Source organism: Brevibacterium sp. UCMA 11754 (assembly GCF_021532275.1).
In the GTDB taxonomy this organism is placed as follows: domain Bacteria; phylum Actinomycetota; class Actinomycetes; order Actinomycetales; family Brevibacteriaceae; genus Brevibacterium.
Map to the genome: position 1 here is coordinate 230,197 of NZ_JACBOT010000029.1, position 13,001 is coordinate 243,197.

Annotated in this window: 11 protein-coding genes; 6 read left to right on the forward strand and 5 right to left on the reverse strand. The window is 62.5% G+C overall.

Annotated elements, in window-relative coordinates:
- Positions 1 to 2: 2 nt before the first annotated feature.
- The 5 genes from HX613_RS16700 to HX613_RS16720 form a co-directional block, all read right to left on the reverse strand.
- Positions 3 to 872: an FAS1-like dehydratase domain-containing protein gene (locus HX613_RS16700; protein WP_235346355.1), complete on the reverse strand. Its 870-nt coding sequence runs from the start codon at positions 870 to 872 to the stop codon at positions 3 to 5.
- Position 873: 1 nt separating this feature from the next.
- A complete protein-coding gene (locus tag HX613_RS16705; protein ID WP_235346356.1) occupies positions 874 to 2,052 on the reverse strand; it encodes an acyl-CoA dehydrogenase family protein in 1,179 nt (392 codons plus the stop codon).
- Between the two features lie 14 nt (positions 2,053 to 2,066).
- Positions 2,067 to 3,215: an acyl-CoA dehydrogenase family protein gene (locus HX613_RS16710; protein WP_235346357.1), complete on the reverse strand. Its 1,149-nt coding sequence runs from the start codon at positions 3,213 to 3,215 to the stop codon at positions 2,067 to 2,069.
- 83 nt (positions 3,216 to 3,298) lie between these two features.
- Positions 3,299 to 5,014 carry a FumA C-terminus/TtdB family hydratase beta subunit gene (locus HX613_RS16715; RefSeq protein ID WP_442862611.1) on the reverse strand — a complete coding sequence of 572 codons (1,716 nt, stop codon included), beginning with the start codon at positions 5,012 to 5,014 and terminating at the stop codon, positions 3,299 to 3,301.
- 5 nt (positions 5,015 to 5,019) lie between these two features.
- Entirely contained in the window at positions 5,020 to 6,207 is a 1,188-nt protein-coding gene (locus HX613_RS16720; protein WP_235346358.1) for a CaiB/BaiF CoA transferase family protein, read from the reverse strand.
- Between the two features lie 154 nt (positions 6,208 to 6,361).
- On the opposite strand from HX613_RS16720, the gene HX613_RS16725 reads away from it, so the two are divergent.
- From HX613_RS16725 to HX613_RS16750, 6 genes are all read left to right on the forward strand, one after another.
- A complete protein-coding gene (locus HX613_RS16725) occupies positions 6,362 to 7,042 on the forward strand; it encodes a GntR family transcriptional regulator (RefSeq protein ID WP_235346359.1) in 681 nt (226 codons plus the stop codon).
- Positions 7,043 to 7,288: 246 nt separating this feature from the next.
- Positions 7,289 to 8,332 carry a DctP family TRAP transporter solute-binding subunit gene (locus tag HX613_RS16730; protein WP_235346360.1) on the forward strand — a complete coding sequence of 348 codons (1,044 nt, stop codon included), beginning with the start codon at positions 7,289 to 7,291 and terminating at the stop codon, positions 8,330 to 8,332.
- Positions 8,333 to 8,334: 2 nt separating this feature from the next.
- The gene (locus HX613_RS16735; RefSeq protein WP_235346407.1) at positions 8,335 to 8,967 is read left to right on the forward strand and encodes a TRAP transporter small permease; all 633 of its coding nucleotides are present in this window, start codon (positions 8,335 to 8,337) and stop codon (positions 8,965 to 8,967) included.
- Entirely contained in the window at positions 8,967 to 10,253 is a 1,287-nt protein-coding gene (locus HX613_RS16740) for a TRAP transporter large permease (RefSeq protein WP_143924114.1), read from the forward strand. Before HX613_RS16735 ends, HX613_RS16740 begins: the two co-directional genes overlap by 1 nt.
- Positions 10,254 to 10,559: 306 nt before the next feature.
- Positions 10,560 to 11,903 carry a hemolysin family protein gene (locus HX613_RS16745; RefSeq protein ID WP_235346361.1) on the forward strand — a complete coding sequence of 448 codons (1,344 nt, stop codon included), beginning with the start codon at positions 10,560 to 10,562 and terminating at the stop codon, positions 11,901 to 11,903.
- Positions 11,900 to 12,934, forward strand: a complete 1,035-nt coding sequence (locus tag HX613_RS16750; RefSeq protein WP_235346362.1) for a CNNM domain-containing protein — start codon at positions 11,900 to 11,902, stop codon at positions 12,932 to 12,934. Before HX613_RS16745 ends, HX613_RS16750 begins: the two co-directional genes overlap by 4 nt.
- Positions 12,935 to 13,001: the final 67 nt, after the last annotated feature.

Consider the following 13,001-nt stretch of genomic DNA (forward strand, 5'->3'; position numbering starts at 1 on the left):
CCTCAGCTTTCCGTGGTCGTCACAGTTGCCGCGATCGCGGTCTGACCATCAGGTCCGATGGCTTCGAGTTCATGAGTGTTTGCTCCGGTGCTGCGACCGACGAGGTGGATCTGCTCGTTGGCGAACAGGGGTGACTTCGCGCGGAAGTCGTACGTCGCGACGCTCGCCTCTGGATGGTTCTTCATGAATGCGTCGAGCAGAAGCGTGGCCGTCAGCGGGCCGTGGGTGACGAGTCCCGGATACCCTTCGACGCCCGTCACATACGGGTGGTCGTAGTGGATGCGGTGGGAGTTGAACGTCAGAGCTGAGTAGCGGAAGAGCGTGACCTCGTTGGGACGCACCGAGCGCACCCAGTCCCAACCTTCGGGTGCCGGGGAATCCGCACGCGCTGGTGCTGCGGAGGATCCTTCAGGCGCCGAGGTGGCTTCCCGGTAGACGATCGTGTGCCGATCCGTCGTCGCGAGGTTTCCATCGGCGGAGACCTCGTGGCGCAGCACAACGAAGCAGAGGGATCCGCTGCCGCCGGTCTTCTCCGTAATCGATTCGATAGTTGTCGTCCGCGACAACTTCTGCCCGGCGAGAATCGGTAAATGGAACTGCAGCTTGCTGCCGGCCCACATGCGCCGAGGCAGTCCGACCGGTGGCATGAATCCGCCGAGCTTCACGTGACCATCGTTGCCCAGTTCGCTCATCGGCACATCGTCTTCCGCGAAGTGCAGCCAATGTCCCACCGGGAACAGTTTCTGTGGGCCCGAACCTCCGGAAACATCCTGTTCAAGCAGCGTGGCCAGTCGGGCCGCGCTGATCGGAGAGGCAATGTCTTCCTCGGTGCTGCTTCGTCCGACCCAGTCCTGCAGATTGATCTCAGTCATTTCAACGTCCTAACAGTTCATCGGAAATGATGCGCATCTGAATCTCTGACGAGCCCTCGAAGATCTTCGTCAGTCGGGCGTCACGCCAGTGGCGTTCCACTGCGAAGTCCTTCGTGTACCCGGCACCACCATGGATCTGCACGGCCTCCGAGGTCACTTTCTCCGCCATCTCGGCGGCCAGGTACTTCACCATCGCGGCTTCCTTGTCACAGCGGCGACCGGAGTCGATTTCGGTGCACACGTGATACATCAAAGCACGGCTGGCCTCGATCTGGGCCGCCATGTCGGCAACCTTGAACCGCAGATGCTGGAAGTCCGCCAGCGGATGCCCGAACTGGACCCGCTGCTTCAAGTACGCGATCGAGTCTTCCAGCGCGGCCTGTGCCAGGCCGATCGACCGAGCCGCAGTGTGCGCACGTCCGACCTCGAGACCCGAGACTGCTTGGTAGAAGCCTCGGTCTTCCTCACCCAACAGAGCTTCGGCGGGGAGATGGAAGTCGTCGAAGTTCAGGTCCCAGGTCTTCCATCCGAAGTACCCGATCTTCTTCACAGCAGTGCCAGACATGCCCTCGGGGAAGGAACCGCGTTCCTTCTCCACGAGGAAGGCCGAGATCCCGCGATGACGCTTGGCCTCGTCGGTCGAGGTGCGGGCGAAGAGGATCAAATAGTTGGCTTGGTCGGCGAACGTGCACCACATCTTCGTGCCGTTGATGACCCAGCCCCCGTCATCGGCGCGGGTGGCCTTGCAGCGAATGTTGGCAACATCTGAGCCCGCTTCAGCCTCAGAGAGAGAATAGGCGCCTAGGTATTCGCCGGTGGCGACCTTCGGCAGCATTCTGGCTTCCTGTTCGGGAGAGAAGTTGCCACCCATCCCGTTGCCACGAGCCAGGAGCCCACCAACACTCATCCAGGCTCTGGAGAGTTCTTCGGCGACGAGGCAGTACTCGAATACGCCGAGCCCCAGGCCCCCGTATTCTTCGGGGATCAAAATGCCGAAGAACCCCATGTCGGCCATCTGTTTGATGAACCAGTCCGGGAACTGTCCCTCAATAGGGTCAAGCTCATTGGCCAGCGGGAGGACGACATCGTGGGCGAACTCGCGGGCGAGCGCCTGGATCTCCAACCGTTCCTCGGTCATGAAATGCGGGGTGTTCGGCCTGGGCCTGGGTTTGTGCGTCATGGCGAGTCTCCCTCTCAGGCCTTGTTCCGGCCGATGAGCTGTTTGGCGATGACGTTCAGCTGGATTTCGTTGGTGCCTTCGCCGACGATCATCAGCGGTGCGTCACGGTAGTAACGTTCGACGTCGTACTCGGTGGAGTATCCGTAACCGCCATGGACACGGATCGCGTCAAGGGCCACCTCGGCTGCCATCTCTGAGGCGTAGTACTTGGCCATGCCGGCCTCCATGTCCACGCGCTCACCCGAGTCATAGGTGCGAGCCGCGTGGAGGACGAGCTGCCGGGCGGCCTCGAGCTTGGTGGCCATCTTCGCCAGCTGATTGCCCACGGCCTGGTGACGCCAGATCGGCTTGCCCATCGACTCGCGCTCCTGCGAGTACTTCACTGCGTCGTTGAGCGCAGCCTGGGCCACGCCGAGCGAGCGGGACGCGACCTGGATGCGGCCGATCTCCAGGCCCTTCATCATCTGTTTGAAGCCCACGCCTTCGACCGAGCCGAGCAGCTGGGACTGCGGCTGACGCAGGTTCTCGAACACGAGCTCGCAGGTTTCGACACCCTTGTAACCGAGCTTCGAGAGGTTCTTCGACACCGTGAAACCCTCGCCCTTCTCGACAAGGATGATCGAGATGCCTTTGTGGCGGGGGTCGGCGGACGGGTCGGTCTTGCACAGCAGTGCGATGAGATCGGACTTGCGGGCATTGGTGATCCAGGTCTTCGACCCGTTGATGACGTAGTCCTCGCCGTCCTTGGCCGCGGCCGTGCGCATAGCCTGCAGGTCAGAGCCGCCGCCGGGTTCGGTCAGGGCCATGGTCGCACGCAGCTCACCGGTGGCCATGCGCGGCAGGTACTGATCCTTCTGCTCGGCGGTGCCGTATTCGGCGATGAGCTTGGCCACGACGGTGTGCCCGCCCATGGCACCGGCTAAGGACATCCACCCGCGGGCCAGTTCCTGCGTGATGAGTGCATAGGCCTCGGTCGAGACTTTGCCGTCACCCCAGGGCTCGTCGATCGCGAGACCGTAGATGCCCATGTCCTTCATGGTCTGGATCCACTTCTCCGGATATTCGTCGGCATGCTCGACCCGGTTGACGTGTGGTTTGACGTCGTGGTCGATGAACTCGGCGACCGTGTCGATCATCATCTGCTCTTCGCTGCTGACTGCCATCTCGAATTCCTTTTCCTCTGCTGCTGAAGTTGTGATTATCTGCCTCGCCGAGGTGGCCCGACGTGGCTGTGTCCGTGGTCGGTTCAGTCCAGCTGGGCGCCGTCCTTGGCCGTTCTGGTTCGTCCGAGACTGATTGTGGTGTCGGGTCCGGTGGTGTCAAAGAAGTCGTGGCCCTTGTCGTCGGTGACGATGAACGCGGGGAAGTCCTCAACCTTGATGCGCCATACCGCTTCCATCCCCAGGTCTTCCATATCGAGGACCTCGACTTCGGTGATGCAGTCCTGGGCCAGACGTGCCGCGGGTCCGCCGATGGAGCCTAGGTAGAAGCCACCGAATTCCGCACAGGAGTTCTTGACCTGGGCCGAGCGGTTGCCCTTGGCGAGCATGATCATCGACCCGCCGGCTTCCTGGAACTCGCGCACATAGGTGTCCATCCGTGAGGCGGTGGTCGGCCCGAAGGATCCCGAGGGCATTCCCTCCGGGGTCTTGGCCGGGCCCGCGTAATAGATCGGATGGTCTTTGAAGTAGTCGGGCAGCTGACCACCCTCAGCCAGTCGCTGGCGCAGATTCGCGTGGACGATGTCTCGGGCGACGATCATCGTGCCTGTCAGTGAGAGCCTGTCGCCGACGGCCAATTGGCTCAGCTGGGACTGGAGCTCTGGCATGGGCCGGTCGAGGTCGACGGCGGTGACGTTGCCGGATTCGATCTCATCGACGCGACCCATCGACGGCAGGAACCGAGCCGGATCGTGTTCGAGTTCTTCGATGAACACACCGTCTGCGTTGATGCGGGCAATGATCTGCCGGTCCGCCGAACAGCTCACGGCGATGGCGATCGGCAGAGACCCGTTGTGGCGTGGGAGCCTGACGACGCGCACGTCGTGGCAGAAGTACTTACCCCCGAACTGTGCCCCGAACCCGAGCGTCTGCGTCAGCGTGAACACGGTGTCTTCGAAGTCCGTGTCGCGGAATCCGTGGCCCCGTCTCGCGTCCCCGGCCGTCGGCAGGTCATCGAGGTAGTGGGCGCTGGCTAGTTTCGCGGTCTTGAGCGTGAACTCCGCCGAGGGCCCGCCGATGACCACTGCCAGGTGGTAGGGAGGGCAGGCTGCTGTGCCCAGCGTCGAGATCTTCTCTGCCAGGAAGTCGAGCATCGATGACTCGTTGAGCACGGCCTTCGTCTCCTGGTAGAGGAAGGACTTGTTCGCACTTCCCCCGCCCTTGGCCATGAACAGCAGCTCATAGTCATCGTCTGGACTGAGGCCCACTTCGATCTGTGCGGGCAGGTTGGTGCCCGTGTTCTTCTCTTCGAAGAGGCTGACCGGAGCCAACTGTGAGTAGCGAAGGTTGAGTTCCTCGTACGCCTTGTGGATGCCGGCCGAGAGGTGCCTCGCATCGTCACCATCGGTGAGCACATTGGGGCCACGTTTGGCGGAGACGATCGCTGTGCCGGTGTCCTGGCACATCGGCAGGACCTCCCCGGCAGAGACCGAAGCGTTCTGCAGCAGGTCGAGGGCGACGAAGACGTCGTTGGCGCTGGCCTCCGGATCGTCGATGATGGCGCGCAGGCTGGCCAGGTGGTCGGTGCGCAGGTAGTGCGAGACCTCTTTGAAGGCCACCTCGGCGAGGGCGGTGAGCGTTGAGGGCGCCACCTGCAGGAAGGACCTGGACTGGTCGGCCACCTCGGCGTGGATCTGCTTCACACCGTCGATGTCGAGGCGGCGCATGGCCGGCCCCGCACCGCTGGTGGGCAGCAGAGACGTATACGCGAAGGCCGGTGTTGTGTCAGGTTGTTCGGCCATGGTGATCAGACTGCTCCTTCACGATGGAGTTCGGCAACCTTCTCCGGGCTGAATCCCAGATCGCCGAGGATGGTGTCCGTATGGTCTCCGACATCGGGAATCGGATCCATCCGAGGTTCAACCCCGGACATGCCGACCGGAGGCAGCAGCATCGGGATCGGCCCGACCGGGGAACCGACGTCCTGCCAGCGATCGCGCTCGACCAGCTGGGGGTGATCGGCGATCTCAGTCATGTCCCGCTGCCGCGAGTGTGCGACCTTGGCGGTTTCGAGGAGCTCGTCGCATTGCGCGCCGGTGAAGTCGGCGAAGACTGCTTCGATGATGGTTTGCAGCTCATCGCGGTGGGCGTAGCGGTGGGCTGCCCGGTCGAAGCGTTCGTCGGTGACCATGTCCTCTCGACCAAGGACCTGGGTGGCGAAGCTCTTCCATTCGCGTTCGTTCTGGATCGCCAGCATGATCTGAGTGCCATCGCCGCAGGTGAAGGCGCCATAGGGGGCGATGGCAGCGTGCGAGGTTCCGGCCCGAGTGGGGCGGGTGCCGCTGCCGTGGGTGAAGTAGAGGGGGTAGCCCATCCATTCGACGAGGGAGTCGAAGAGGCTGATCTGCAAGGTGGCGCCCTCGCCGGTGCGTTCACGGTTGAACAGCGCGGTGAGGATGCCGGAATACGCGTACATTCCGGCGGAGATGTCCGCCGTTGAGATTCCCGTCTTCGCGGGATGATCCTCGGTCCCCGTTACGGAGACCAAACCTGCCTCGGCCTGCACAAGTGCATCGTAAGCCTTGGCATTCTTGTACGGCCCGTCTGGTCCGTATCCGGAGATCGAGGCGTAGATGAGTCGATCGTTCATGTCGCGCAGCTCTTCAGCACTGAAGCCCAAGCGCTCGGCGGCGCCGGGGGCGAAGTTCTGGATGAACACGTCGGCCTCGGCGACGAGGTTCTTGAGGATCGCCTTGCCCTCCGGGTGTTTGAGGTCGACGCTCAGGCTCTCCTTGTTGCGGTTGAGCCACACGAAGTGACTCGCCATTCCGTTGACCGTCGTGTCATAGCCGCGAGCGAAGTCCCCAGTCCCGGGGCGTTCGATCTTGATCACACGAGCACCGAGATCGGCGAGCTGCCTGGAGGCGAAGGGCGCCGCCACAGCCTGCTCGCAGCTGATGACGGTGATCCCGGACAAGGGAAGTTCGGCGTGCACGGGGCCTCCACAACGAGATTTCATAAGCTTTCCCCGACAGAATACATCATTCCGATAATCATGCATTGTTCACTCTGAAACCGTGCACCGGGATACACTTCACTGAGCGAAGGTAATCGACGACAGACGACGAGCGGCAACGGAAGGCTGTGGAGTGGATCAGGAATCAGCATCGACGAAGCGGGACAAAATCGTCCTCGGCCTGCGCCGGAAGATCCTCGGCCGCGAACTCGATCGCGGCGAGCGCCTGCGCCAGGACCAGGTCGCCGACTGGTTCAGCGCCTCGATCACCCCTGTGCGCGAGGCATTGCGCATCCTCGAATCCGAAGGCCTCGTGTCCTCCGAAGCCCACCGCGGCGTTCGCGTGGCCGGGGTCGACATCGACCGCCTCAAATCACTCTTCGTCACCCGCAAGCTCACAGAGACCTTCGCCATCGCTCGCGCCACGACAAGGATCTCCCGCCACGAGCTGCGCCAGGCCGAGAAGCTCCTCGAGGCCCTGGATGCCGCCAGTGAAGAAGGCGATGCCATGGGCCGCAACACCCGCAATGAGGAGTTCCACTTCTTCTTCTACGACCGGTGCGGACTGCCGGCCCTGCGTGATGACATCGCGACCAGGTGGCGAGCCTTCCCCTGGGATCTCACGCTCGACAGCTCGGACCGACTCAATCAGGTCCACAGCGAACATCAGTCCATCGTCGATGCCGTGAAACGGATCGATCCCGACGCTGCGGCGACCCACCTCGGCGATCACATCACCAATGGATTCCTGCGCCTGGCCGAATCGACGACGGGCGAGCCGATCACTGACCCCTTCGACTTCGACGCGGACTGAGCAACCCCACTCCCCCGTTCTCTGTATCCATCGCCCTTGGATTCCCACATCTCAAGAAATAATGCATTCTTTGGTAGATAATATTGGAAATCGACTGATTCTCGTCTAAGCTCAAATCGTTTGACTCCTTGTGTGACTCAGCGCACCGCCAAGGCACGTTGCCGTGCATTGTGCAGCAGACTGCGATGTCTGCACTGGTCACCTCGGAGACTGACATGACACTGGTCTCGATTACTGGAGCTGACGATGACGTCGATACGACGACCCAGGTGGAAACCGCTGGTTGCCTGCCTGTCGATCTGCCTGCTCGCTCTGAGCGGCTGCAATCCCGCGCGCAGCGGCAAGCAGGAGAAGTTCGAACTGCGCTTTGCCCATGTGACGTCGACGGGTACGCCGAAGGGACTCGCCGCCGACTACTTTGCGAAGCAGATCGAGGAGAAATCCGACGGTCGCATTCAGGTCGAGGTGTTCCCGAACTCGGAGCTCTACGGCGACAAGGATGAGATGCAGGCACTGCAGTCCAACGCCGTGCAGATGCTCGCCCCGGCGAGCGCGAAGTTCACGACGATCGCACCGAGCCTGCAGGTCCTTGACCTGCCGTTCATCTTCGACGAACCCGATGAGATACCGGATATCGTCAGTCCCGACACCGAAATCGGCAAGGCGATCTACGCCAACCCGGATCTTGAGGCCAATGGGCTCAAAGTGCTGGGTCTGTGGGACTCCGGAATGAAGCAGATCCACTCGAACAGCCCAACGCTCTCGCCCAAGGACATGAAGGGCAAGAAGTACCGCATCCAGCCCTCCGACGTCCTGCGCACCCAGTTCGAGACTTGGGGCGGAATCCCGTCTCCCCTGGCCTTCGCGGAGGTCTACAACGGCCTTCAGCAGGGACTCATCGACGGCGGTGAGAACACTTACTCGAACATTGAGTCACAGAAGATGCATACGGTCCAGAAGTACGTGACCGAACTCGACCACGGTTACATCGGCTACATCCTCACTGTGAACAAGCGTTGGTACGACGAACTGCCGGATGATCTGCAGGCAGTCGTCGACGAATCCGCGGACGAGGCTTCCGCATTCAACCGGCAGGAGTCGCAGAAGGTCAATGCGGAGTCGAAGCGACTCATCGAGGAATCCGGTGGCACGACAATCGTCGTGCCCACGAAGAAGGAGCGCCAGTCGTTTAAGGACCGGGTGGTGCCCTCCGAGTACGAGAAGTACCGGGATGTCATCGGCCCCGAGGTCGTTGATGAGCTCCTGCTGCGTGACAAGGAACGGGAGTGACGATGAGAACCTTCGACAAGTATCTGAGCCGGGTGGAGAACTTCCTGGCCGGCGCCAGTCTCATCGGCGCCACAGCACTCGCGGTCTTCGCCGTGCTTCTGCGCAACATCACCGGTGATGTCCTGTTCTGGTCCGAAGAGGCCATCATCTACCTCATCATCTGTTCGACCTTCTTCGGCGCGGTCGTGACCCTGCGCCACAACGAGCACGTGGCCGTGGACATCATGCCGACGCTTCTCAAAGGCAAGAAGAAGAAGTTCTTCGTTGTCCTCGGCGGCCTCATGACGCTGATCTACGCGGGCTTCATCGCCTACCTGTCCTGGGCGCTCATCAGCGAACCGTTCTCGCGCACCACGATCACCCCGGCTCTCAAGCTGCCGCTGTGGGTCGTCGAACTCTCGCTGGCGATCGGCATGACGCTGTTCTTCATCCGCGCCGCCGAAATGCTCATCCGTGCGGTGAAGACACCACCGGAGGCACTCGACAAAGACGTGTTCGCTGAAGAGGCCGCGGCCGTCGGCATCAACGTGAAGGATGTCGCCATCGATGACGATCCGTCCACGACGCCGAACAACCGTACGACCGGGGACGACAACCTCGGCGACGGAGACGGCACGAAGGAAGGGGATCGCTGATGCTCGAAGCAACATTCGTTCTCATTGCAGTCCTCATTCTGCTGCTCGTCACCTCGGCGCCCATCGCGGTGGCCCTTGGCCTGACCAGCCTCGTCTACTTCTACTACTTCACGCTCATCCCGATGACTCAGGTCTCGGAACGGCTGTTCAATGCGCTCAACTCATTCCCGCTCATGGCGATCCCGTTCTTCATCCTCGCGGCAAACATCATGTCCCGCGGCGGAATCTCGCGGCGGCTGACCGATTTCGGTGCCGCGATGGTCGGGCATCTGCGCGGCGGAATGGCGATCACCACGGTGCTCGCGTGCATGTTCTTCGCCGCGGTCTCCGGTTCCTCGCCTGCCACGGTCGTCGCCGTCGGCGCGCTGATGATCCCTGCCATGATGCGAAACGGCTATCCGAAGGAGTTCTCCACAGGACTCGTGGCCACTTCGGGGTCCTTGGGCATCCTCATTCCCCCGTCGATTCCGCTCATCGTCTTCGGCATCGCCACCGAACAGAACATCGGCGATCTCTTCCTCGCCGGTATCCTGCCGGGCATCCTTGCCGGCGTCATGCTGCTGGCCATGGCCGTGTTCGTGGCATGGAAGAAGGGGTACGGTCACGCGGGAGCCGGCTTCAAATTGTCGAATGCCGACAAACTCAAGGCCTTCCGCGACGCTATCCTCGCGCTGGCGCTGCCGTTCCTCGTCCTCGGCGGAATCTACTCCGGCTGGTTCACCCCCACCGAGGCGGCGGCCGTCGCAGTCGCCTACTCCCTGGTGGTGTCCCTGGTGATCTACCGCGAGATCAAGATCTCGCAGCTGTGGGAAGTCACGCTCTCGTCGGTGAAGACCTCGGCGATGGTCATGTTCATCATCGCCAACGGCATCCTCTTCACCTTCGTGCTGGCCAGCGAACGGATCCCGGGGTCGATATCGGCAACGATCACCGACTGGGACCTGCAGCCCTGGCAGTTCCTCATCCTCGTCAACATCCTGCTGCTGTTCGTGGGCTGTGTGATGGAGACGTCCTCAGCGATCCTCATCCTCGCGCCAATCCTGCTGCCGATCGCCATGGAGCTGGGCATCGACCCGATCCACTTCGGCATCATCGTCGTGATGAACCTGGAGATCGGCATGATCACGCCGCCGCTGGGGCTCAACCTGTTCGTCGCCTCCGGTATGTCGGGCATGAGCGTGATGAGCGTGGCGAAGGCTGCCATCCCGAGCGCCCTGGTGCTCTTGGCCGCCCTAGCGCTGGTGACCTTCGTGCCGTTCTTCGCGACGGCGTTCGTGGGGTCGTAGGGCCCGAGGACGTAGGGCCCGAGGACGTAGGGCCCGAGGACGATCGATCACTTGTGGTGCAGGTGGCCAGTTTGCAAACTGGCCACCTGCACCACAAGTGTTCAGTGGTCATAGAAGCGTGGCGAGAGTCGTCACCTCGTCGCAGCACCCACCCACAGCGCGCTGCCAGCTTTCATCTGGATAATCGTAGTCAGCCGCCTACATGCAGACTTCCGGAAGGAACATGGACGACTATCGAAGTCCCGGCTGGGACATCATTGGCAGTATCAGACCTCAGCAACATCTCGCGCGGGCAGGTGAACTCCGTTGACCTGGCTTCTCTCGCTTCTCATCGGCCTGCTCGTCGTCCTGCTCATCACAGTGGCCACCGGCTACTTCGTGGCCCAGGAATTCGCCTATATGGCCGTCGACCGTTCTCGCCTGGCTGCCCGGTCGGCCGCCGGTGACAAAGCCGCCGAGCGCGCTCAATCGATCACTCGCCGCACCTCGTTTATGCTCTCCGGTGCTCAGCTGGGTATCACCGTCACCGGACTGCTGGTCGGCTATGTCGCCGAACCCCTCATCGGCACTGCCGTCGGTGAGGCCCTCGGCGGGACCGCGATCCCCACCGGCACCGGAGTCGTCATCGGCACTGTGCTCGCCCTGGTGGTGGCGACGATCATCCAGATGGTCTTCGGTGAACTGTTTCCGAAGAACCTCGCGATCGCCCGGCCTGAGCCCCTGGCTATCTGGCTTGCGCGATCGACTGCGATCTATCTCGCCGTATTCGGTTGGCTCATCACGATCTTCGACAAGGCTTCGAACGCCCTGCTCAAGGTCCTCGGGATCGAACCTGTCCACGATGTCGACCACTCCGCGACCCGTCGCGATCTCAAACATATCGTCGCGGACTCACGACAGAGTGGGGATCTCGTCGACGAAGATTCCCTTATCCTCGACCGCATCCTCGACTTCCCACAACAGAGCGTCGACCACGCCACCGTGCCCCGCTCACGGGTCGACGTCATCCGCGAGGACACGCCGCTTCATCAGGTGCGAACTCTCATGCAGACCGGTCATTCCCGGTACCCGGTACTCAACGACGCCGAGGAAGTGGTGGGCACGATCGATCTCCTCGACGTCCTCTCCGCCGCTGACGGAGACGATCTGCGTCCCTTGCTCAAATCGCCGGTCTTCGTTCCCGAGTCCCTGCCCCTGCCCGACGCCGTGCGCACCTTGACTGAGAACCGGGCCCAGATGGGCTGCGTCGTCGATGAGTACGGAGGGTTCTCCGGCATCGTCACGGTCGAGGACCTCGGCGAGGAACTCGTCGGTGACATCGTCGACGAACACGATGAGGCGATCGAGGAGATCGTCGCAGATGATGACGGCACCTGGACGGCTCCGGGGGCGATGCCCCTCGACGAGCTCTCCCGCGCGCTCGAACGCGACCTGCCCGCCACCTCGGCGCAGACGCTTTCAGGCCTTGTCATCGAAGAGGCCAAGGGCTTCCCCGAGGTCGGTGACCGGATCGAGATCACCTTGCCTATCGATCCTGCCGAGCTCGCCGGCACACAAGCCCCGAGTCCGGTCAAGCTCACCGTCGACGTCCTCGAGGTGGCCTCCCACGTGCCCTCCCAGCTGCGGATCGGAATCGAGGTTCAGCGATGAGCAACCCCTGGGTCATTGTCGCCCTCACTGTCCTCTTCATCGGCCTCAGCGCGTTCTTCGTCGCCGTGGAATTCGCTCTCATCGCCGCCAAACGCCACCGGCTGGAAGATGCGGCGGCCGACAGCCGCTCGGCCAGAGCGGCGCTGCGCAGCTCCACCGAGCTCTCCGTCCTCCTCGCCGGTTCCCAGCTGGGCATCACGGCGTGCACCCTGGCGCTGGGTGCGATCACGAAGCCTGCGGTTCATCATTGGATCACGCCGGTCGCCGAGGCTCTGGGTCTTCCGCTGTGGATCGCCGACCTCACGGGATTCGTCCTCGCCCTCATCATCGTCACGTTCCTCCATCTCGTCGTCGGTGAGATGGCCCCGAAATCGTGGGCTGTGGCGCACCCGGAGCGCTCCGCGATCCTACTCGCGCTGCCGATGCGGGCGTTCATGTTCCTCACCCGGCCCCTGCTCCACGTGCTCAACAACGCGGCCAACGCCTGCCTGCGACTCGTCGGCGTCGAACCCGTCGACGAGGTCGATCAGGGCCACACCTCGGACGATCTGCGAGAGCTGCTGCGCCATTCGGCGCAGGCGGGAACCATCGAACGGGAGTCCTCGGATGCACTGCTCGGCGCTCTCGAGCTGACTCAGCTCAGCCTCGGCGAACTGGTGGCGAAGCGCGGGAATCCGACTGCTGTCGGACCGGATGCGACAGTGGCTCAGGTACGAGACGCCGCACAGCGCGATCGCCACCGACGCATCCTCGTGCACACCGTGTCTGAGCAGCCACCGACTCACGTGGTCCATGTCCGCGATGTCCTCGGCCTCGCCGGAGGAGACACCATCACCGAGGTGACCCGCCCGGTCGAAGTCCTGCCAGCAACCATGACCGTCGGCCGCGCCTTCGGAGCAATGAAGGATGCAGGAACACAGCTGGCACTGGTCGAGCGATCTGATGGCAGCCATGCGGTGGTCACGGTCACCGACGTGCTCAGCTATCTGCTCTCGGCAGACGATTCCGGCAGACGTGGTGCCGGGTCCTAGGGTTCACCACCTCGGCGATCTTCGAGCCTGGATCGCTCGTCCGCGTCGGCCTTATGGTCAATATGCG